At 46.8% G+C, this 22,275-nt stretch carries 25 protein-coding genes; 24 read left to right on the plus strand and 1 reads right to left on the minus strand.

Annotated features, from left to right (window positions below; translation table 11 throughout):
* Nucleotides 1-222 precede the first annotated feature (222 nt).
* The 9 genes from CK1_RS02450 (at nt 223) to CK1_RS17890 (ending at nt 6,755) form a co-directional block, all read left to right on the plus strand.
* Entirely contained in the window at nt 223-390 is a 168-nt protein-coding gene (locus tag CK1_RS02450) for a hypothetical protein (protein WP_015524738.1), read from the plus strand.
* A 392-nt stretch (nt 391-782) separates the two neighbouring features.
* Entirely contained in the window at nt 783-1,379 is a 597-nt protein-coding gene (locus tag CK1_RS02455; RefSeq protein ID WP_022426477.1) for a zinc dependent phospholipase C family protein, read from the plus strand.
* 262 nt (nt 1,380-1,641) lie between these two features.
* Nucleotides 1,642-2,394, plus strand: a complete 753-nt coding sequence (locus CK1_RS02460) for a hypothetical protein (RefSeq protein ID WP_306288696.1) — start codon at nt 1,642-1,644, stop codon at nt 2,392-2,394.
* A 5-nt stretch (nt 2,395-2,399) separates the two neighbouring features.
* The gene (locus CK1_RS02465) at nt 2,400-3,653 is read left to right on the plus strand and encodes a C40 family peptidase (RefSeq protein WP_306289057.1); all 1,254 of its coding nucleotides are present in this window, start codon (nt 2,400-2,402) and stop codon (nt 3,651-3,653) included.
* Between the two features lie 108 nt (nt 3,654-3,761).
* Entirely contained in the window at nt 3,762-4,946 is a 1,185-nt protein-coding gene (locus tag CK1_RS02470; protein ID WP_015524742.1) for a transglutaminase domain-containing protein, read from the plus strand.
* Between the two features lie 49 nt (nt 4,947-4,995).
* A complete protein-coding gene (locus CK1_RS02475; protein WP_306288697.1) occupies nt 4,996-5,436 on the plus strand; it encodes a TM7S3/TM198-like domain-containing protein in 441 nt (146 codons plus the stop codon).
* Nucleotides 5,415-6,254, plus strand: coding sequence for a hypothetical protein (locus CK1_RS02480; protein WP_015524744.1), 840 nt, complete (start codon nt 5,415-5,417; stop codon nt 6,252-6,254). Before CK1_RS02475 ends, CK1_RS02480 begins: the two co-directional genes overlap by 22 nt.
* The gene (locus tag CK1_RS02485; protein WP_353611105.1) at nt 6,226-6,663 is read left to right on the plus strand and encodes a YbaK/EbsC family protein; all 438 of its coding nucleotides are present in this window, start codon (nt 6,226-6,228) and stop codon (nt 6,661-6,663) included. Before CK1_RS02480 ends, CK1_RS02485 begins: the two co-directional genes overlap by 29 nt.
* Nucleotides 6,621-6,755, plus strand: a complete 135-nt coding sequence (locus CK1_RS17890) for a YbaK/EbsC family protein (protein ID WP_353611106.1) — start codon at nt 6,621-6,623, stop codon at nt 6,753-6,755. Before CK1_RS02485 ends, CK1_RS17890 begins: the two co-directional genes overlap by 43 nt.
* An 85-nt stretch (nt 6,756-6,840) precedes the next feature.
* On the opposite strand, the gene CK1_RS02490 is transcribed toward CK1_RS17890, so the two are convergent.
* A complete protein-coding gene (locus CK1_RS02490) occupies nt 6,841-8,481 on the minus strand; it encodes an ABC-F family ATP-binding cassette domain-containing protein (RefSeq protein ID WP_015524746.1) in 1,641 nt (546 codons plus the stop codon).
* Between the two features lie 341 nt (nt 8,482-8,822).
* On the opposite strand from CK1_RS02490, the gene CK1_RS02495 reads away from it, so the two are divergent.
* The 15 genes from CK1_RS02495 to yqeB all read left to right on the plus strand — a co-directional run bounded on the left by CK1_RS02495 (nt 8,823) and on the right by yqeB (nt 22,270).
* Complete coding sequence (locus tag CK1_RS02495; RefSeq protein ID WP_015524747.1) at nt 8,823-9,236, plus strand: RrF2 family transcriptional regulator; 414 nt, start codon at nt 8,823-8,825, stop codon at nt 9,234-9,236.
* A 244-nt stretch (nt 9,237-9,480) separates the two neighbouring features.
* The gene (gene nifJ / locus CK1_RS02500; RefSeq protein WP_015524748.1) at nt 9,481-13,026 is read left to right on the plus strand and encodes a pyruvate:ferredoxin (flavodoxin) oxidoreductase; all 3,546 of its coding nucleotides are present in this window, start codon (nt 9,481-9,483) and stop codon (nt 13,024-13,026) included.
* A gap of 113 nt (nt 13,027-13,139) precedes the next feature.
* Nucleotides 13,140-14,300, plus strand: a complete 1,161-nt coding sequence (locus CK1_RS02505; RefSeq protein ID WP_015524749.1) for a YfhO family protein — start codon at nt 13,140-13,142, stop codon at nt 14,298-14,300.
* Nucleotides 14,194-14,955, plus strand: a complete 762-nt coding sequence (locus CK1_RS02510; protein ID WP_306289058.1) for a YfhO family protein — start codon at nt 14,194-14,196, stop codon at nt 14,953-14,955. Before CK1_RS02505 ends, CK1_RS02510 begins: the two co-directional genes overlap by 107 nt.
* Nucleotides 14,912-15,814 carry a YfhO family protein gene (locus CK1_RS02515; protein ID WP_306289059.1) on the plus strand — a complete coding sequence of 301 codons (903 nt, stop codon included), beginning with the start codon at nt 14,912-14,914 and terminating at the stop codon, nt 15,812-15,814. Before CK1_RS02510 ends, CK1_RS02515 begins: the two co-directional genes overlap by 44 nt.
* A gap of 91 nt (nt 15,815-15,905) precedes the next feature.
* Nucleotides 15,906-16,853, plus strand: a complete 948-nt coding sequence (locus CK1_RS02520; protein ID WP_015524751.1) for a glycosyltransferase family 2 protein — start codon at nt 15,906-15,908, stop codon at nt 16,851-16,853.
* The gene (locus CK1_RS02525) at nt 16,834-17,262 is read left to right on the plus strand and encodes a GtrA family protein (protein ID WP_015524752.1); all 429 of its coding nucleotides are present in this window, start codon (nt 16,834-16,836) and stop codon (nt 17,260-17,262) included. Before CK1_RS02520 ends, CK1_RS02525 begins: the two co-directional genes overlap by 20 nt.
* Complete coding sequence (cobT, locus tag CK1_RS02530; protein WP_015524753.1) at nt 17,262-18,314, plus strand: nicotinate-nucleotide--dimethylbenzimidazole phosphoribosyltransferase; 1,053 nt, start codon at nt 17,262-17,264, stop codon at nt 18,312-18,314. Before CK1_RS02525 ends, cobT begins: the two co-directional genes overlap by 1 nt.
* 1 nt (nt 18,315) lies before the next feature.
* On the plus strand, nt 18,316-18,843 hold the full coding sequence (locus CK1_RS02535; RefSeq protein ID WP_015524754.1) for a bifunctional adenosylcobinamide kinase/adenosylcobinamide-phosphate guanylyltransferase: 528 nt from the start codon (nt 18,316-18,318) through the stop codon (nt 18,841-18,843).
* On the plus strand, nt 18,840-19,616 hold the full coding sequence (gene cobS / locus CK1_RS02540) for an adenosylcobinamide-GDP ribazoletransferase (RefSeq protein ID WP_015524755.1): 777 nt from the start codon (nt 18,840-18,842) through the stop codon (nt 19,614-19,616). The genes CK1_RS02535 and cobS overlap by 4 nt, the downstream gene beginning before the upstream one ends.
* A 27-nt stretch (nt 19,617-19,643) precedes the next feature.
* On the plus strand, nt 19,644-20,024 hold the full coding sequence (locus CK1_RS02545; protein WP_015524756.1) for a bifunctional adenosylcobinamide kinase/adenosylcobinamide-phosphate guanylyltransferase: 381 nt from the start codon (nt 19,644-19,646) through the stop codon (nt 20,022-20,024).
* Nucleotides 20,017-20,616, plus strand: a complete 600-nt coding sequence (locus CK1_RS02550; protein WP_015524757.1) for a histidine phosphatase family protein — start codon at nt 20,017-20,019, stop codon at nt 20,614-20,616. The genes CK1_RS02545 and CK1_RS02550 overlap by 8 nt, the downstream gene beginning before the upstream one ends.
* A 44-nt stretch (nt 20,617-20,660) precedes the next feature.
* Nucleotides 20,661-20,993 carry a hypothetical protein gene (locus CK1_RS02555; protein ID WP_306288698.1) on the plus strand — a complete coding sequence of 111 codons (333 nt, stop codon included), beginning with the start codon at nt 20,661-20,663 and terminating at the stop codon, nt 20,991-20,993.
* 79 nt (nt 20,994-21,072) lie between these two features.
* The gene (locus CK1_RS02560; RefSeq protein ID WP_015524759.1) at nt 21,073-21,438 is read left to right on the plus strand and encodes a DUF975 family protein; all 366 of its coding nucleotides are present in this window, start codon (nt 21,073-21,075) and stop codon (nt 21,436-21,438) included.
* On the plus strand, nt 21,413-22,270 hold the full coding sequence (gene yqeB / locus CK1_RS02565) for a selenium-dependent molybdenum cofactor biosynthesis protein YqeB (RefSeq protein WP_015524760.1): 858 nt from the start codon (nt 21,413-21,415) through the stop codon (nt 22,268-22,270). The genes CK1_RS02560 and yqeB overlap by 26 nt, the downstream gene beginning before the upstream one ends.
* Nucleotides 22,271-22,275 lie beyond the last annotated feature (5 nt).

Raw genomic sequence — 22,275 nt, forward strand, 5'->3', positions numbered from 1 at the left:
AGTAACAGATTCAACAATGGTTGTCGGAGTTGATATCGGAAGCCAGATACATTATGCAAGAGCTTTTGATAACAGAGGACGCGAACTTACAAAACGTATTTTTCTTTTCATAACGATCTGGAAGGGTTCAATTCTTTCAACCTTTGGGCAGAGACACTTAAGACTGAGAATAAAAAGACTGCAGTTCTGATAAGAGACCTGGTATACAGCCGTGACGGGATCATGAAGCAGCACAACATATCTGCAAACAGGATTCAGAGATGGCTTGCAATACATTTCCCGGAATATCTGGGATTATACACACGATTTGATGCAATAAGCGGCCTGGCAGTGCTTGAAAAAGCACCATTGCCAAAAGATGTGATCGCGCTTGGAGTAAATGGGATCTGAAAGATCTGGCATGATAAAAAGATGCGTGGCAGAGGAGTTACTGAAGATAGGGCAAAGACCCTGGTTGAAGCTGCGCACAACAGTGTTGGACTTGATGGAGGGATTGGAACAAAAAGTGAATTATATATGCTGCTTGGTTTCCAGCACGGTTTATCTTTACGGAGAACCGAAGACAAGTACCGTCTGGGCATCTATTGACCTGAAGCAGCGGCAGCTTTTTGATCTGGATTAAAATTTACATAATCTTTATTTGATTATTTGAAAAAACAGTGCTATAGTAAAGTTGGTTCCGGTAAACGGATGATTTATGGATCCCAGAAGAGGACCGGGCGGAACCAAATTACTGTTGACCGGTCAGGATCTGGATCAGGAAAGAAGGAAGAGGGAAAAAATTGCGTAAAAAATCACATATACTGTTAGGCAGATACCTGGCTGACCAGATGTCTGAGGTGTACAGTCTCCAGCAGCACAGAAAAGCGTTTTGCCTGGGCAATATCATGCCTGATCTGAAACCATCGTTTCTCACCACCAGACATGAGTTTTTCGGAACATTCGATCACCTCCAGAATAAGATGAGGGCGCTTGTCGAGAAGAACCCGGAGGAAGAGAATGCCAGAGTATACTGGAGAAGATTCGGTGAGGTCATGCATTATATGGCTGATTATTTTACTTTTCCTCATAACAAAACATACAAAGGAAATCTTGCAGCACATAATTCTTATGAAGCTGAGCTGAAGAACCGCCTGAGAGAATGCATCCTCAGCGGCGCAGCAGACAGCCAGCTGGAAGAAGCGAAGCAGTTTGAAAGCTTTGAGGAACTTGTGGAATATATCCGTGAGCGTCATGCATATTATCTGGAAAGCCCGCGGTGCATTGCCGATGACATCCGTTTTATCCTTCGGGTGTGCTATCAGGTTGTACAGGGAATTTTTCAGCTCTGTGTCAGAAAACAGTTTCATATGGGCGGACAGCCGGCAGTGACTGTCTGACAGTATATAAAAAGCCGCAGTGTGTGAGAGCACTGTGGCTTTTTTACGTTATGGTAAACTCTAAAAAATCTTACAAAAATGTGAATAAAAAGTGAAAAATAGATGAATTGAAGGAGATATCCTACCAGAACAGTTGATTTCACGATTTTCGTATGCTAAAATAAATTGAATTAAACTTTAAGTTATCAAACGGTTTAAGGCAGACCTTTATTATAGGGGAAGTAAAGGGATGTTCAAGGAAAGAAGGGAGCATCTAAAAAATATGAAGAACAAGTACCTGAATAAGTTTTTTTGCATCACGATGTTATCAGCTATGGTACTGGCAATTCCAACCGGAGTAAAAGCCGCCGAGGAAGCAGATAATGTTGTTGCTGAGGAAGGTGTTTCAGGAGACGGGAGTGAGGTAAGTGAACCGGAACCAGAAGTTCCGGCAGAACCGGAGCCGACAGCTGCACCGGAACCGGAAATAACTGCTGCACCTGACCCGGAACCAACTACAGCGCCGGAGCCAACAGATACACCGACACCTGCGCCGACGGAAACACCGGAGCCAACTGCAACACCTGCGCCGACGGGAACACCGGAGCCGACAGCGACACCTGCACCAACGGCAACACCGGAACCGACAGCGACACCTGCACCAACGGCAACGCCGGAGCCAACCGCAACACCTGCACCGACGGCAACACCGGCCAGGGATGACTCTGCAAAGGTACAAGCGGTGATCCGGAAGATCAAAGCACTGGCAGGCAGAACGATCACAGCAGCAGATAAAGCGGAGATAGATAGCGTACGTGCAGCTTATGAGGCACTGTCTAATACAGAAAAGGCCAAGGTTACGAATTATAAGATCCTGACTGAGGCAGAAGCCAAGCTTGCAGCTGTCGACAAGAACGACAGTGATAACAAAAAGGCAACAAAAAAGATGATAGCAGCACGGAAGATAACAAGAATACAGAGATCACAGATGGAAATAACGCCACAGCAACACAGATCGGAGATCCTGTTTATGTGACAAATATGGTATCCAATCTCCATGCGGGCAAGGATTTTTATCTGGATAGTCTTAAGAGCAATTATCATCTGTCCTTCTCTGATGATTTTGCTTCTGTAATGGAAGAGATCGAAAGAGAATATAAAGAGAAGAACAAGCTTACCGATATGGAGAATACACTTCTGGTAAGAAACTGGCAGGATATCCTTGCTGTTTATATTTACGAAAAGAGCAAAGCAGGAGCAACGTCATTTACATTGGATGCATCCTGCAAGGATGATCTGGCAAGGATCTTTGCGGAGATGAACCCCATCGTCAGGGACAAGCAGGATATTACCAAGATATCCTACGGAAATCGTAAGATCAACTACTACATCAAGAAGAACAATATTGCAAAGGAAGACAGAAGCGTCCTTAAGAAATATGTGGAAACAGACTGTAAGCTTCTCTGTGCGGTAGTTACCGCATCCAAAGGCTTTGTCCGTGAAAGCGTGGGAGACAATGTTTCTGAGGATCGTGTAGATGTTATCACCGCAGCGTATTCACTGGTTGGTAAGGTCGGATATTTCTGGGGCGGCAAATCTACGGTGATCGGAGAAGATCCAAGTTGGGGCTCCGTTGAGAAGGTATCAGCAGACGGCAGCAGAAGCTCCGGTACGCTCCGTGCATATGGTCTGGACTGCAGCGGCTTTGTTACCTGGGCAGTGATCAATGGATATAAGGATCAGGGAATGCAGGCAGCAGTTGGAGATGGAACCTCTGACCAATGGGAGAAGGCCGGTGTTGTCAGCGAAGCAGATGCACAGCCAGGAGATCTGGTATTCCAGAGAGGACCGGAAGCAGGAAGCAACAACCACGTTGGTATCCTGTGCGGAAAGACGGATTCCGGCGACTGGATCGCAGTACATTGTTCCTCAAGCAAGAATGGTGTAACGGTTGGTGAGGCATACAGTGCAAGCTTCCGTTATATCAGAAAGCCATCCTTCTATCAGGATACAACAGCGGAGGAAAATAAGACCACAACTACAGAGAATGATGTTCTGACAGAGGAGAGTGCAGAAAAGCTCCTCACGGATGTGGTTAGATCTGATGCACTGAAGGATGCACTGGCATCCGGTGATACTGTTTCCAGTGACCTTCTTGCAGATTTTAAGAATAAGGCTTTGCAGGAGGATGAGGAAGAAGATGAAGTTGAGACGCTGACTCTGGATCAGGAGACCATGGACGATGCAGTGGATACATTTGATGATGATGTAGAAACACTGGAAATGGAAAACTAAGGGACAGCGATTGAAGATAAGGGCAGTCTCCCACGGGAGGCTGCCCTTTCTTACAATCGCTGCTTCAGACATAGGACATGATATTATGAAAAAAGAAATTTCTGCCCCATGGCAGCCGCAGTGCTTACAGCTGCAGTGATCCTTCAGCCCTTTAGCACTTCGGCAGGGGCACTGGGTCAGATCCGCTCCATAGCAAAGAGCATTATTTCAGGCGAACCAAAGGAAGTAGAGGAACTGCGTCAGATGGAGGTTGCCCAGAGCGAAGAAGGGCATCAGGAATATTATTTCAAACAGCTTACGGAAGAAGAGCAGAGAGTATATCGGGAGCTGCTGAAAGGAATCCGTGCCCGGGAAAAGGAGTTTTATCTGACGATCTCCGATGATGACAGTATTGACAGAAGCTATCATGCAGTATTGAAAGACCACCCGGAGATATTCTGGGTCCACAATCGTGAAAAAATCTACAAAACTACGTATTCAGACAGTGATTACTGCGTTTTTACTCCGGGCTATACTTATACAGACAGCGAGATCGATGAGATACAGACGGCCATGGAGCAGAGCTTTCAGGAGGTCAGAGCCCTGATCCCGGAGGATGCCGGTGATTACGAGAAGGTACGCATTGTTTATACGTATGTTATTGACCATACCCAGTATCAGACTGGGGAGGATGATCAGAGCATAGCAGGTGTTTTCTGGAAAAAATCTGCAGTCTGTGCCGGATATGCAGGAGCTGTCCAGTATCTTCTGGAAAGGCTGGATATTCCCTGTATTTATGTGGACGGAAGCACAAAAGGAAGTACAGAGGGTCATGCATGGGATATTGTAAAAATAGGCCAGGAGTATTATTATGTAGATGCTACCAATGGGGATCAGCCGGATTTTTTAAATGGAGATGCCGCACAGCTGGAAGAACATAAGACGATCATTTACGATTATCTCTGCCCTTTCCCGGAAGAATATGAAAAAACCTATACACCATCGGAAGAACTGACAGTTCCGGCATGTACTGCGAAGGATCTGGATTTTTATGTGCTGAACCAGGGGTACTTTGAAGATTACAGCTGGCAGGACATATATGATTATTGTAAGATGAGACTGGATAATGGTGCGGCTGTAGTGCGTTTCAAGTTTGGCAGTCAGGAAGCTTTTTCCGAAGCCTGTCAGGAACTGCTGGATGATGGCGTGGTACAGAATGTGGCACAGTATTATATGAAACTTCACGGACTTGGTCAGGTGGAGTATCATTATGGAGTGATGGATAATTTTTATACCATATATTTTATTTTCTGAAACATCTTCGGGAAGATTTCCGGAGGTTTTGGAAAGAGAGGAGTAAGTTATGAATATGGATATGTTGTCAAGAGGATTTGACATACTGCAGAGAGCAGGAGGTATGGAACAGATCAGCCAGCTGATGGTGATCGTATATGGAGTGCTCTGCGTTTTCGGGCTTTTGAACTGTATCCTGGGATATCGTATCCTCCGGTTCTGGATGATGATCTTTGGATTTATCATCGGAGCAGGCGCCGGCTTTGGTGTAACCTATATGTCCGGTGTTCAGGATAAAATGGTGATCGCAGGTGCCATGGCGGGACTGGGGATCGTACTGGCTGTTGTTTCGTTTCTGATCTACAGGGCAGGAATCTTTGTACTGGGATTTGGTATCGGAATAACATTGAGTATCTATCTGGTCCATCCGACCAGTTCTTTTTCTTTTTCCTGTGCATCCTTATCGGCGTGGGACTGGGAGTACTTGCTATGCGTTATGCGAAAGGAGTGATCATTGTCGGAACCAGTATACTGGGTGGTGTTCTGGCAGGATTATCCATTGCAAAGATCGCAGGGCTGGCGCAGTTTCCATATGGCGTCGGTATGGCAGCGGGAATTGCGATCCTTGGTATGCTGATCCAGTTCGCCATCAACAAAGACCGATACGATGAGGAAGATGACGAAGAAGAGGATGACGACGATGGAACTCTGCCGGAGGAGACCAGGAAGCCGGCAGGAAGGGACCGTAGAGGAAACAGTCGTGAATACACCTCTGACCGTAACAGGGACGATCACAGATATACATACGAAAACCGGGCAAACGATGACCGGGAAAGCCGGGGTGAAAGACGTTCCCGCAGACCATCTGACAGAGAAGGACGCAACTCTGACAGACGAGAAAGAAATTATGCAGACAGCCGAAAAAGATCCGGAAGCGAAAGAAACAGCAAAGGCAGTTCCACTGAAAGAAGAAGCACTTCCGGAACCTCCGGCAGAAACAGAACCTCCGACAGAAATTATGCTTCGGATGACAGAAGAGGCCGCAGATACAGCCAGAGCAGCAGCACCAGGGAACGAAGGAATGCAGGAACGGGAAGCAGATCCCGCTATGCAGATCCGGAGGATCATGAAGACTATGATCGTTTTGATGAGTCGGAAAACAGGGACAGCTATGAAGATTTTGAAAAACTGCAGCAGAAAAGACGCCGGATGGATATTGAAAATATGGCGGATTTTGATGAGCAGGAAGAATATGGAAATTACAGGAATGACCCGGATCTGATGAATGATGAGGATCTGGATGAGCTTGATGAGTGGAAAGACAACTGAGAAAAATCCGAGGAGTGACAGAAATGGGAAAAGAAGCCAAAACAAACGCGATGAGAATGCTGGATCGAAAAAAGTAAAATATGAAGCAATCGCATATGACTGTGGAGAGTTCATAGATGGGATCCACTGTGCAGACATCACAGGAGCCCCTCATGATCAGTCCTTTAAGACCCTGGTCATGGAAGGGAAAAGCGGCGGCTACTATGTGTTTGTAGTTCCGATCGAGAAAGAGGTGGACCGTAAGGCAGCCGCAAAGTCTGTAGGCGAAAAAACAGTAGATATGATCCATGTAAAGGATCTTACAAAGATCACGGGCTATATCCGCGGAGGCTGCAGCCCTCTTGGAATGAAAAAAATTATCCGGTGGTGTTTGACCAGTCTGCCGAAAACTTTGATGAGATTTATGTAAGTGGTGGAAGAGTAGGCCTTACCCTGAAGGTACCGCTTAAAGATCTTCTGGATGTAACACAGGGCAAGCTTGCTCCGATCACCATGGAGTAAGCGCATATAAAACAGATAAAAAAACTCCCCTGACTGCCTGTAAAGGCGGAAGCAGGGGAGATTTTTTGTTACAGAAGCATGGGATTTAGTTATCCTGTGCGTCCTCTTCGTTAACCTGGAATACGTGACGCTTCTTGGCCATTTCGTCGCTGGCAAGATACTCGTCGTAAGTGGTGATCTTGTCTACCAGCTTGCCGTTAGGAAGGATCTCCATGATGCGGTTTGCAGTTGTCTGTACAAACTGGTGATCGTGTGAGGTGAAAAGGATCACTCCCGGGAATTTGATCAGTCCGTTGTTCAGTGCTGTGATAGACTCCATATCCAGATGGTTGGTTGGCTCATCCAGGATCAGGATATTGGCACCGGAGATCATCATCTTGGAAAGAAGACAGCGAACTTTTTCACCACCGGAAAGAACACGGACACGTTTTACACCATCCTCACCAGGGAAAAGCATACGGCCAAGGAATCCACGGACGTAGGTTGCGTCCTTGATCTCGGAGTACTGTGTCAGCCAGTCGGTGATAGTAAGGTCGTTATCGAATTCCTGTGTGTTATCCTTCGGGAAATATGCCTGGGAAGTGGTAACGCCCCATTTGTAATTTCCTTCATCCGGCTCCATTTCACCTGTAAGGATCTTGAAGAAGGTTGTGATGGCCTGCTCGTTGGCGCCCACAAAGGCAACCTTATCTTCACGACCAAGAGTGAAGGAAATGTCGTCCAGAACCTTTACTCCATCAATGGTCTTGGACAGATTTTCCACCATGAGGACCTCGTTTCCGATCTCACGGTTCGGGCGGAAGTCGATGTATGGATATTTACGGCTGGAAGGACGCATGTCATCCAGCTGGATCTTTTCCAGGGCACGCTTTCTGGAAGTCGCCTGCTTGGATTTGGAAGCGTTGGCGCTGAAACGGGAGATGAACTCCTGGAGCTCTTTGATCTTCTCCTCTTTCTTTTTGTTGGCCTCTTTCATCTGCTTGATCAGAAGCTGGCTGGATTCAAACCAGAAGTCATAGTTTCCGGCATAAAGCTGGATCTTGCCATAATCGATATCAGCAGTATGTGTGCAGACCTTGTTCAGGAAATAACGGTCATGGGATACTACGATAACCGTATTGTCAAAATTGATCAGGAACTCCTCCAGCCATTCGATAGCAGGAAGATCCAGGTGGTTGGTCGGCTCATCAAGAAGAAGGATATCAGGATTTCCGAAAAGAGCCTGTGCAAGAAGAACCTTGACCTTCATACTACCGGTAAGGTCTGCCATCTGTGTATAGTGGAACTCAGTGTCGACTCCGAGACCGTTGAGAAGAGTAGCAGCATCGGACTCTGCTTCCCATCCGTTCATCTCTGCAAACTCACCCTCAAGCTCGCTGGCACGGATGCCATCTTCGTCTGTGAAATCTTCCTTTGCGTAAATGGCTTCTTTCTCTTTCATGATCTGATAGAGTCTTTCATTACCCATGATGACAGTATCCAGAACCGGATAAGCATCATATTTGAAGTGATCCTGCTGTAGGAAAGAAAGTCTCTGACCGGGGGTGATCACAATGTCGCCCTTGGTAGGCTCAAGCTGACCGGAAAGGATTTTGAGGAATGTAGATTTTCCTGCGCCGTTGGCGCCGATCAATCCATAACAGTTACCCTCTGTAAATTTGATGTTAACGTCTTCAAACAGCGCTTTTTTTCCAACGCGCAGTGTGATGTTATTTGCTGAAATCATATCATACCTCTTTTTTCATTAAATAAATATCGTTTCAATTACATACGAAAGCATTACAATCGTTTCCTATTGTACCGTAAACTGAAAAAATTTGCAAGCTGTATTTTCCTTTTTTCGGCTAAATAAAGGAAAAACAGGGGATTACTATGAATCACAGGAAAATAATAACCTTTTATTATATAAAAAATGGGTTATACTGTCGTATGTGGTAATGAAGTATTCCGGGGATATGGATATCCGGCTCTCTGGCACATCAGAAACACCCAGGAACGTGGCAGATCGGATGGAATGCGGAAACTATCATAAATCAGCAGCTTAGTTGAACAGAAGAGAGGTTAAAAATGTTTATCACCAGAGAAAGCGATTATGCGATGCGGGTTATCCGCGCATTGATGTGGGAGCCGCGTTTGAGCGTCAGCGAGATCTGTGAGAGGGAATCGATCACAGCACCCTTTGCATACAAGATACTGAAGAAGCTTCAGAATGCAGGGCTCGTGGAAGGATACCGCGGAGTTCATGGCGGTTACGCGCTGAAGAGAGATCCGGAAGAACTGTCATTATATGAGATATACAGTGCGATCGATCCGGATATGTCCATCATTGAGTGCCTGAACGGCACATATCAGTGTCCAAGGAACGGACAGGACGGAGTTCCCTGCCATGCACATGATGAGCTTCAGGAGATCCAGGATCAGCTGTGGACAATGCTCCGTCGGAAATCCATGAAGGATCTTTTCGGAAAAGAGGAGAAGTGATTCCCGGATGTGAGTTGGGATAAGCGTATGAGATGATAAGGAGAGCAGTTTGGAGAGGGAAAATTCCGAACAGCTCTTTTTTATTTGTGAAAAAGATAACGGCGTTTGTACAGGATAATATACAAAAAACAATGAAAGAAAATGGACATAACTGGGAATCTATGATATAATAACCAATGGAATTTTAGGCCTTCATAAGCCTAAATAATATATTTTTTAACAAACCTTTAAGGAGGAAAAAACAATGGCAAGAAAGATGAAAACCATGGATGGTAACCATGCAGCCGCTCATGCATCATACGCTTTTTCTGATGTAGCTGCTATTTACCCGATTACCCCTTCATCTGTAATGGCTGAGGCTACAGACGAGTGGGCAACTCAGGGAAGAAAGAACATCTTTGGACAGGAAGTACAGGTTACAGAGATGCAGTCTGAGGCAGGTGCAGCAGGTGCCGTTCACGGTTCTCTGGCAGCAGGTGCCCTGACTACAACCTACACAGCTTCCCAGGGTCTTCTGCTTATGATCCCGAACCTTTACAAGATCGCTGGTGAGCAGCTTCCGGGAGTTATCAACGTATCTGCCCGTGCACTTGCTTCCCACGCACTTTGTATTTTCGGTGACCATTCCGACGTTATGGCCTGTCGTCAGACTGGATGTGCAATGCTTTGTGAGTCTTCTGTACAGGAGGTTATGGACCTTACACCGGTTGCTCATCTTGCAGCAATCAAAGGAAAAGTTCCATTCATCAACTTCTTCGACGGATTCCGTACATCTCATGAGATCCAGAAGATCGAGACATGGGACTATGAAGATCTGAAAGATATGGCAGATATGGACGCGATCGCAGAGTTCCGTAACCGTGCTCTGAACCCGAACCATCCATGTCAGAGAGGTTCCGCTCAGAACCCGGATATCTTCTTCCAGGCAAGAGAGGCATGTAATCCATATTATGACGCTCTTCCGGCAGTTGTTCAGGAGTACATGGACAAAGTTAACGAGAAGATCGGAACAGACTACAAACTGTTCAACTACTACGGAGCTGCTGACGCTGAGCACATCATCGTAGCTATGGGTTCCGTAAACGATACCATCGAGGAGACCATCGATTACCTTATGGCAGCTGGCAAGAAAGTCGGTGTTGTTAAAGTTCGTCTTTACAGACCATTCTGTGCACAGGCTCTTATCGATGCAATCCCGGATACAGTTAAGCAGATCTCTGTTCTTGACAGAACAAAAGAGCCAGGAGCTCTTGGCGAGCCTCTGTATCTTGATGTTGTTGCAGCTCTTCGCGACAGCAAGTTCAGCGATGTTAAGATCTTTACAGGACGTTATGGACTTGGTTCCAAAGATACAACACCTGCACAGATCGTAGCAGTATATGAGAACACTGAGAAAGAGAAATTCACAATCGGTATCGTGGATGATGTTACAAACCTTTCTCTTGAGACAGGCGCACCACTTGTTACAACACCAGAGGGAACAACAAACTGCAAGTTCTGGGGACTTGGAGCTGATGGTACTGTAGGTGCTAACAAGAACTCCATCAAGATCATCGGTGACAACACAGACATGTACGCTCAGGCTTACTTCGATTATGACTCCAAGAAGTCCGGCGGTGTTACAATGTCTCACCTTCGTTTCGGTAAGAAACCGATCAAATCCACATACCTGATCCACAAAGCAAACTTCGTTGCATGTCATAATCCGTCCTATGTTAATAAATATAACATGGTACAGGAGCTTGTTGACGGAGGTACATTCCTTCTGAACTGTGCTTGGGATATGGAAGGACTTGAGAAACATCTTCCAGGACAGGTTAAAGCTTTCATCGCTAACCACAATATCAAATTCTACACCATCGATGGTGTTAAGATTGGTATTGAGACTGGCATGGGACCAACACGTATCAACACGATCCTTCAGTCCGCATTCTTCAAACTTACAGGAATCATTCCTGAGGAGCAGGCTATCGAGCTTATGAAAGCTGCTGCTAAAGCTACTTACGGACGTAAAGGTGATGACGTTGTTAAGAAGAACTGGGCAGCTATCGATGCCGGTGCTAAACAGATCGTAGAGGTTCAGGTTCCGGAGAGCTGGAAGAACGCTGAGGACGAGGGACTCTTCATGTCTCACGCATCCCACGGTGCTCAGGAAGCTCAGGACTTCGTAAACAACATCCAGTGCAAGATCAATGCTCAGGAAGGTAACAGCCTCCCAGTATCTGCATTCAAGGATTATGTAGATGGTACAACACCATCCGGAACAGCTGCATATGAGAAACGTGGTATCGCAGTTAACGTTCCTGTATGGGTTCCGGACAACTGTATCCAGTGTAACCGCTGTGCATACGTCTGCCCGCATGCTGCAATCCGTCCGGTTGCTATGACAGCAGATGAGACAGCTAACGCTCCAGAGGGAATCAAGACACTTCCACTTACAGGAATGAAAGACTATACATTCACAATGACTGTATCCGCTCTTGACTGTACAGGATGTGGTTCCTGCGCAAATGTCTGCCCAGGAAAGAAAGGCAACAAAGCTCTTGAGATGGCTCCGCTTGAAGCTAACACAGAAGAGCAGAAATTCTTCGATTACGGTGTAACACTTCCTCAGAAGGAAGACGTTATCGCTAAATATAAAGAGACAACTGTAAAAGGCAGCCAGTTCAAACAGCCGCTCCTTGAGTTCTCCGGCGCTTGTGCAGGTTGTGGTGAGACACCATACGCTAAGCTGATCACACAGCTCTTTGGTGACAGAATGTACATTGCAAATGCTACAGGATGTTCCTCTATCTGGGGTAACTCTTCACCATCTACACCATACACAACAAACGCTAAGGGACAGGGACCTGCATGGTCAAACTCTCTGTTCGAGGATAACGCAGAGTTCGGTTATGGTATGCTTCTTGCACAGCGTGCGATCCGTGGCGGTCTGAAAGAGAAGATCGAAGACCTTGTAGCTAACGGAACAAACGAGGATGTTAAGGCAGCTGGTCAGGAATGGCTGGATACTTATGCTGTAGGCGCAACAAATGGTGCAGCTACAGAGAAACTCGTTGCAGCTCTTGAGGCTTGCGGATGTGACAAGGCTAACGAGATCCTTGCACAGAAAGACTTCCTCTCCAAGAAATCCCAGTGGATCTTCGGTGGTGACGGATGGGCTTACGATATCGGATTCGGTGGTGTTGACCACGTTCTTGCAAGCGGACGTGACATCAACGTTATGGTATTCGATACAGAGGTTTACTCCAACACAGGCGGACAGTCTTCCAAATCTACACCGACAGGTGCAATCGCTCAGTTCGCAGCAGGCGGAAAAGAGACTAAGAAGAAAGATATGGCATCTATCGCAATGAGCTATGGCTATGTATATGTAGCACAGATCTCCATGGGTGCTGACTTCAACCAGACTGTAAAAGCAATCGCAGAGGCAGAGGCATATCCGGGACCATCCCTGATCATCGCTTATGCTCCATGTATCAACCATGGTATCAAGAAAGGTATGAGCAAAGCTCAGACAGAGGAAGAGCTGGCAGTTAAGTGCGGATACTGGCACAACTTCAGATTCAACCCGGCTGCTGAGAACAAGTTCAGCCTTGATTCCAAGACACCGGATATGGAGAATTATATGGACTTCCTGAACGGTGAGGTTCGTTACAATTCTCTGCAGCGTCAGAATCCTGAGAAAGCTGCAAGACTGTTTGCTAAGAACGAGTCTGAGGCTCAGGCTAGATATGAGTATCTGCAGAAACTTATCACTCTTTACGGAGCAGATAAGAAAGAAGACTAATTATTGATCAATAGTTACTGTTTATACAGTGTGCTTGCTGATTAAGCATTAGGTGACAGGCCTGCGGTGTTTAGCGCACCGCAGGCCTTTTTTCATATACAGGAGAGACATATATGAAGAGAATTTTTTCGAAGGAGAAATCCCGGAAAGAGAAAAAAGCAGATTTTTATATTCTGTATACGATTGTTTTTGCGGCGATCTCGCTGTTTATTTACAGTTGTTTTTATTTCAATGGAAAATCCCTGATCTGGAGTCATGACGGTGTTCCGCAGCACATCAATGCATTGGCCTATTATGGAAAATATCTGCGGAATGTTCTTCAGACGCTGGTGACGGAGCATAAGCTTTCCCTTCCTATGTGGGATATGCATATCGGATACGGTTCCGATATCCTTACAACACTTCATTATTATGCGATCGGTGATCCGCTGACCTTACTGTCCGTTTTTGTACCGGAAAAAGACACAGAGATCTTATATGAGATTCTGATCTTTCTCCGTATTTATCTGGCTGGTATCACATTCAGCATTTACTGCTTTTACCGCAAGAATCCCAAACAGGCCACATTTCTTGGAAGCCTTGTTTATATTTTTGCAGGATGGACCATTTATGCGTCTATGAAGCATCCATATTTTTCCAATCCCATGATCTATCTGCCGCTGGTCCTTATGGGAATTGAAAAGATTTACAAAAAAGAAAAGCCATACCTTTTTATCTGTGCGACGGCTGTAGCGGCAATGTCTAATTTTTATTTCTTTTATATGATCAGTATCTTTATGGTGCTGTATGCAGCTTTCCGGTATTTTGGAATATTCCGCAAGCGTTCAGTAAAAGATGTATTTCAGTGGTTCCTGAAATTTGCTGGCTTTTATCTGGTCGCACTTATGATCGCTGCACTGATCTTTTTACCTGTGGTCATGACTCTGTTTGGAACAGAGCGCTTTCAGGCGCAGAATTATGTGCCGCTGTTATATGACCGCATTTACTACGAAAAATATCTCGGCTGTCTGATCGGCGAAAATATGATCCAGTGGGGAGTTGCTGGATATTCCGCAGTCGCAATGGCAGGCGTGTTTGTGATCTTTTCCAAAAGAAAAATATACGGGACTGAAGCTGGGCTTTGTGCTTCTGAATCTGTTTTTGCTGATCCCCTTTGCAGGTCATGTACTGAATGGATTTTCATACGTGTCCAATCGATGGATCTGGGCGTATGGAATGCTGATCGCATATATCCTGGTACAGGCATATCCGGAACTGTTTACGCTGGGCATTAGGGAAAAACGACGGATATTTGTGATGCTGCTGATATATGGCGTGCTGGCACTGTTTTCGGAATCTGCCCGTACGGAACGCAATATCATGGCACTGATGATGCTGGTCCTGGCTGTGTTTACCGTGGTTTCCTACGGAAACGTATTTACACAGGGAAAATATCTCTGTGGAATGATCGTGGCCGTGCTTGTGACAAGCATCCTTCTGAATGTTTCATACCAGTATTCTTACGAAAAAGATTATCTGTCAGAATTTGAGGAAAAGGATCAGGCGCTGGAGAAGCTTCAGTCCGGACCGGACAAAGCGATCCGGTCAATGGACGATTCAGCGGTTACCAGATATGACCAGTACAAAACGGGCTCTTATGTAAACACTGCAATGTATATGGGAACCAACAGTACTTCCTATTATTTCAGTGTGGCCAATGGAAATATCAGCCGTTTCTTTGATGAGATGTATCTGAATACCCCCTGGGATTATCATTACAGCAGCCTGGACGGACGGAGTATCCTGGATCGTCTTGCCTCGGTGAAATATTTTGCTATCAAAAAAGCGGATATGGGTATCTGCCATACGGCTATGACAGTGAAGCAGAAGTCACAAAAAATACAGGATCTACGAAGACGAGGATTCCCTTCCTCTTGGTTATACCTATGATTCCTGGATCCCCAGAGAAAAGTATGAAAAGCTTTCTGTGACCGAAAAGCAGCAGGCGCTCCTGCAGGGGGCAGTCCTTGAGGACAGCAGTCTTCCTGAGACAGACCTCACCTTTGATGATAAGAAAGCAGATTTTACACTGGAAGCAGGAAAAGGCTGTAAGATCAAAGACGGAAAGATCATTGTGGCCAAAGAAGGAGCAACCGTACAGATCGGATATCAGGGAGAGCCGGAGGCAGAGGTTTATCTTGTGGCAAAAAATCTGGATTTTAATGCCTATTCTCCACGTGCAGTGGTCAGTGATAAAAAATGGGATTCCATGACAGAATATGAGAAGAATACCGTGCGTTATGAAGACAATAACTGGCGCTACTGGAAAGAAAGCAAGGAATCAGCAGTGGATGTTTCGCTGGGCTCTGTGGACAAGACTATCCGGATCTTTACAGATAAATACAACGGCTACAGCGGAAGACATAATTTTCTTCTGAATATGGGATATAAAAACTATTCTGCAGGAACTATGACACTGACATTCTCCATGCCGGGAGAATATACCTTTGATGATCTGTATGTGGTATGTCAGCCCATGGCTTCTGTTGAAGAACAGACAGAGGAGCTTGGAAAAGAAAGTCTTCAGAATATCAAAACGGAGACAAATTGCATTCGTGGAGATATCACAACCACTTCCGATAAGATCCTGGTATTTTCCATTCCATACAGCGCAGGCTTTACCGCCTATGTAGATGGAGAAAAAACAGAACTTGTGCAGGCAAACAGTATGTATATGGGACTGGAATTAAAAAAGGCAGGCATACGATCGCACTCAGATATTGTACACCGTATATTGTGCCCGGAATGATACTGACGGTGATCGGCCTGATCCTGTTTGCCGGGATCGTAATATCTTACCGGCGCCAGAGAAAACAAAAAGAAAGGGGAAAACAGGAGAAATGAGCCGATTATCGGTAGTTTTGCCTGCCTGTAACGAGGAACCGATGGTGGAGAAAACCTGCCGGACTCTCAGAGAGCTCCTGGGGCAGGCCGGGATTCGTTATGAACTGGTCCTGGTAGATGACGGTTCCTCTGACGGGACCTGGGCAGCCATAGAAAAAGTATCCAGGGAAGATAAAAATGTGACAGGTGTGCATTTTTCCAGAAATTTCGGGAAAGAAGCAGCAATCGTGGCCGGCCTTGCACAGGCATGCGGAGATGCGGTGGCAGTGATGGACTGTGACCTGCAGCATCCGCCGGAAATCCTCTTGGAAATGTACCGGCTCTGGAAGCAGGGCTACGAGGTTGTGGAGGGCATCAAGAAAAACCGGGGAAAAGAAACTCTTTTTCACAGAAAAAGTGCCGGATTTTTCTATCGGATCATGTCCCGTGCCACCGGCTTTGATATGGAAAACGCTTCCGACTTCAAGCTGCTGGACAGGAAAGCGGTGGAGAGTGTTCTCGCCATGCCTGAGCGCAGCATGTTTTTCCGGGCGGCATCATCCTGGATAGGCTTCAAAAGCATCTCCGTACCTTTTGAGGTGCAGGAGCGTGAGGCCGGAGAATCCAAATGGTCTGCAGGAACGCTGATCAGCTATGCGTTTCGGAATATTGTGGCATTTACAACACTTCCGTTGCAGTTTGTAACAGCAGGTGCTGTGGGCTGCTTTGGGTGCTCCCTGCTCCTTCTGGTCTATTCTCTGGTCCGGTATTTTTCCGGGCATGCGGTGGAAGGTTATACCACACTTCTGATCGTGATGCTCTTTATCGGAAGTGCTGTGATGATGAGCCTTGGGATCATCGGATATTATATCGCCAGGATCTATGAGGAAGTAAAACGCCGTCCAAGATATATCGTATCAAAGATCATACGAGGAGGAGATACCAATGAAAAAGTGGATCCTTAAATTCTATGAAAATGATGTGATCCGTTATATTTTCTGGGGTGGTTGTACGACTCTCGTAAATCTGTTAAGCTTTTATATCATGAGGGCAATGGGAATTCCACTGATGAGTGCCAACATCATATCGATCATCCTGGCGATCCTGTTTGCCTATGTTGTGAATTCCAGATTTGTATTTCATGACCGCTGTGAAACATGGAGGGATCATATACGGCCCTTTCTGAAATTTATAAGTGCCCGTCTGGTGACCATGGTCATTGAGGTAGGTGGCGTATGGCTTCTGGCGGAGATCCTGGGATTCCGGGATATGTTTGCAAAATTCTGCACACAATTTATCGTGCTGGCGTTGAATTATATCTTTAGTAAATTTATTATTTTTACCACAGGTAAAAGGATTGGAGGTAGCAAATGATGACTTTGGATGAGGCAGTGAAGAAAGTCCGCCCTCTGGATGAAAAGGCTATGGAGGGGGCGAGAAAGAGATGGGACAGTATTGCAAAGCCCCTGCATTCTCTGGGAGAGCTGGAGAATATGCTGACACAGATCGCCGGTATCACAGGTACACCGGAGGTACGTGTGGAGAAAAAAGCAGTGGTTGCCATGTGCGCGGATAACGGAGTTGTAGAAGAGGGTGTGACCCAGACCGGACAGGAAGTGACGGCTGTTGTGGCTGAGAATTTTCTGGAAGGGACTACTACCTGCTGTGTGATGTGCCGTCAGTGTGGAGCAGAGCTTTTTCCTGTAGATGTGGGAATGGTCACAGATACAAAGGTCCGTACAGATCTTAAGGTTGCTTATGGGACCAGAAATATGACCAGAGAGCCGGCGATGACAAGAGATCAGGCGATCCGTGGCATCGAAGCCGGAATTGCCATGGCAGAGGAGCTGAAGGAAAAAGGCTATCAGGTTCTTGCAACCGGCGAGATGGGCATTGGAAATACCACCACCAGCAGTGCGGTAGCAGCTGTGCTTCTCGGAAAACCGGTGGAAGATATGACCGGACGTGGTGCCGGATTGACCAGTGAAGGGCTTGTACGGAAGATCAATGCGATCAAAAAGGCGATCGCCCTGAATAATCCGGATCGTTCAGATGCCATTGACGTCCTGGCAAAGGTAGGTGGACTGGATATTGCAGGAATGGCAGGAGTATTCATTGGAGGAGCAGCACTTGGAATGCCGGTTGTCATGGACGGATTTATTTCCTGCGTATCTGCACTGATCGCAATAAAGATCTGCCCGCAGGTAAGTGATCATATCCTTGCGTCTCATGTATCCAAAGAGCCTGCAGCACAGCTGATCCTGAAGGAGCTTGGCAAGGAAGCGATCATCCACGCAGGCATGTGCCTGGGCGAGGGAACCGGAGCTGTGGCACTGTTTCCGATGATGGATCTGTCCTGTGCAGTATATAATTCCATGAGTACCTTTGGTGATATCAATGTAGAACAGTACGAGGAGCTGAAATAATATGCTGGTTGTTGTAACAGGAGGCAGCGGAAGCGGAAAATCTGCTTTTGCGGAAGAAACCGTACTTTCCCTTGGCGAAGCCAGAAGGATCTATATCGCCACCATGCAGGCTTTTGACGAAGAAAGCCACAGGCGCATCCGCAGACACCGGCACATGCGTGCAGGAAAAGGCTTCGAGACAATTGAAAGATATACAGAGCTGGATGAGCTGCTCATCCCGAAGGACTGCGTGGTCCTTCTGGAGTGCATGTCCAATCTGGTTGCAAATGAGATGTTCCGGGAAGGCGGCTTCCACCCGGAGGTGGCAGAAAAGATCACAGAAGGGGTGAAAAATCTTCTTTCCCAGGCAAAGCATGTGGTGATCGTCACCAACGAGATCTTTTCAGACGGGATCCTCTACGAGGAAGAATCAGAACAGTACAAAAAAGAGCTGGGACAGATCAACCAGAAGCTGGCAGAGCTGGCAGAAGAGGTTGTGGAAGTCGTATACGGGATCCCTGTATGGCATAAAGGAGGAAAGGAAGCATGAAAAGCTTATGGAACAGTTTTAAGGCAGCCTTTGCCATGTTTTCAAAGATTCCTATGCCCATGGTGGACTGGAAGAAGGAAAACATAAAATATATGATGTGCTTTTTCCCCTTTGTGGGGACTGCCATCGGCATCCTGACCTGGCTTGCAGGAGGGGTCCTCGGTGTACACGTAGCTCTGGAGCCATTTTTTCTCGCTGTGATCCTTACTGTGATCCCGGTATTTATTACCGGCGGCATTCATGTAGACGGGCTTTTGGACACGTCAGATGCATTAAGCTCCTGGCAGGAACGCACAAGGAGGCTGGAGATCCTGAAGGATTCCCATGCAGGTGCATTTGCCATTATCACAGCCTGTGTATATTTTATCCTCTGGCTGGGAGCCTGGGATCAGCTCCTTGGAAATTATAACGGGATCTGTATCATGAGCCTGGGCTTTATGATGTCCAGATGTCTTTCCGGGATCGGTGTGATTACATTTCCCAAGGCAAGGACAGACGGGACTGTGGCAGAATTTTCCAGAAATGCGTCAGAGATCGCAGTGCGAAATGTTCTTATCACGATGTTTGTGATCCTTGCAGCGCTGATGATATGGGTAGATCCGGTCCTGGGTGTTCTGGCAGTTGTCAGCGCACTTCTGGTATTCTGGTGGTATCACCATATGGCTTTGAAATATTTTGGAGGGACCACAGGTGATCTTTCCGGATTTTTCCTTTGCATCTGCGAGGTTGTGATGGCACTGGTGCTTGCTCTTGGTGGCACGTTTAATCTGTAATGAAGATTTGGATGAGGTAAAAATATTATGGAAATGATAATCGGAGGTGCATATCAGGGAAAAGCTGACTATGCAAAAGCACAGTTCCCGGATGTGGACTGGAAATTCGGAGGAGAGATCACAGAAGAGGAGCTTCTGAAGGCAGCGGGTGTTCTGGGATTTCAGGAATACATAAGAAAAGCTCTGAAGGCAGGAGAAGATCTCACCGGCCTGGCAGAAAAGCTGGCACAGCAGGATCCGGATGTGATCCTTGTCAGTGAGGAGGTAGGCTACGGGATCGTTCCGGCGGATGCTTTTGAACGGCAGTACCGAGAAGCTGTTGGCCGGGTGTGCACTGCACTGGCTGCAAAAAGCAGCAGGGTCACAAGAGTGGTATGCGGGATCGGGACGGTGCTGAAGGATGATTAGATTATATCTGATACGACACGGACAGACACCCGGAAATAAGCTTCAGCGTTATATCGGAACAACGGATGAACCGCTGAGCACGGAGGGAAAGGAATTTCTGGAAAAGCTGACCTATCCCATGCCGGAGGCCCTTTATGTAAGTCCGCTCTGCCGCTGTGTGGAAACTGCGGGAATCCTTTTTCCGGGAAAAAGCTTTCATATCATCGAAGAGCTTTCCGAGTGTGATTTTGGAGAGTTTGAGAATAAAAATTATAAAGAGCTTTCCGGAAATCAGGATTATCAGAGGTGGATTGATAGCAATGGAACGCTTCCTTTTCCGGGAGGAGAAAGTCGAGAAGCGTTTAAGCACCGGAGCCTTACAGGATTTCAGAAGGCTGTCACACAGTGTATCCGCAACAACATAAAGACAGCGGCTCTTGTGATACATGGCGGTACGATCATGAACATTATGGAAGAATATGCGGACAGACCCAGGGCTTTTTATGAATGGCATGTAAAAAACGGCGGCGGTTATCTGGCAGAGCTGGAGCCTGCGCTGTGGCAGAAGGGACGGAGAGAGCTCTGTGTCCGTGAATCATATATGGAGGGTTAAGTTATGAATGAGCAGAAGATCAGCTGGAAACGCAGCGACTTGAAATGGCGTGGAAAACAGGCATTCAAAAAAATTACTGGTCAGCAGTGCTGGTAAGTCTGGTGCTGGCTATTGTGATGGCAACCGGCGGAAGCGGTGCGGCCACTGGCAGTGCCGGAAATGTGGTAAGTCCGGACTACGGTGTTACAACGTATCGTTTGGGTACGGATATCAATGGTGTTACTTCTTATGTCAGCCATGTATTTCGCTCCCCACTGGCAGTGCTTTTTGCACTTCTGAGTGCCAGTGCCGTGGTAGCTGTGGCTCTGATCGGAATTCTTTTTCATTTCTTTGTGGGAAATGTTTTGGAGGTAGGCGGAAGAGATTTTTTACATTGAGAACCTTTATTCTGTACCCGGGCCCGGAAAGCTCCTCAGTGTATTTCGTTCCGGGAATTACGGTAATATCGTAAAAACCATGTTTTTACGGGACCTGTATCTTGTATTGTGGACGCTGCTTTTTATTATTCCCGGAGTGGTAAAATCCTACGAATATAAGATGATCCCTTATCTTCTTGCGGAATATCCGGATATGAGCACAAAGGAAGTGTTTGCAAAAAGCCGTGAGATGATGAACGGACAGAAGATGGATACCTTTATCCTGGATCTTTCCTTTATTCCCTGGTCTGTCCTTTCGGCAATTACGGCCGGGATCGCGGGACTCTTTTATGTATCCCCGTATAAGGATGCAACCTATGCGGAGCTTTATGATACTCTTGCGGCAGGAATGCCGGGAAACGAACAGCAGGTGTATGAAGATGAAAATAGCGGCATATACGGATAAAATGATCCTTGTGAGAGGTGGCGGAGATCTGGCCACAGGAGTGATTCACAAGCTTCATCAGAGTGGCTATCAGGTCCTGATCCTGGAATGTGACCGTCCAAGTGCCATCCGCCGTCATGTGGCCTTCTGTGAAGCTGTTTATGACGGAACTGCAGAGGTAGAAGGCGTTGTGTGCAGGAGGATCACGGAGAACGATATCCGGACCCAGTGTAGGAAATGCTGGGCACAGGGAGAGATCCCCCTTCTGACAGATACCCATGGAAAATATATCCGCGAATTGGAGCCGGAGGCAGTGATCGATGCCATCCTTGCCAAAAAGAATCTTGGGACCAGCAGGGATATGGCACCACTGACTGTGGGACTTGGCCCGGGCTTTACCGCAGGGGAGGATGTGGATTACGTGATCGAGACCATGCGCGGCCATAACCTGGGAAGGATCATAAAAAAAGGCATTGCCCTGCCGAATACCGGAGTGCCGGGACTGATCGCAGGAATCGGAAAGGAACGTGTGATCCATTCACCGGCAGCCGGTAACATGAAAAACATCTGTCAGATCGCAGATCTTGTTGAAAAAGACCAGGTGATTGCCATGGTAGGTGATACGCCGGTGAAGGCTACCATTTCCGGTGTGATCCGGGGATTGATCCGGGACGGCTACCCTGTTTTTGAGGGAATGAAGATCGCGGACATCGACCCAAGGGCAGAACAGAAGAAAAACTGTTTTACGATCTCAGACAAGGCGAGGTGTATCGCAGGGGGAGTCCTGGAGGTGCTGCTTTCCTGCGGAGTGCTTCCGGGAACAGAGAAAGTTGTGAGGAATGAGAATCTGTGACCGAT

This window comes from Ruminococcus sp. SR1/5 (assembly GCF_000209835.1).
Lineage (GTDB): Bacteria > Bacillota > Clostridia > Lachnospirales > Lachnospiraceae > Blautia_A > Blautia_A fusiformis.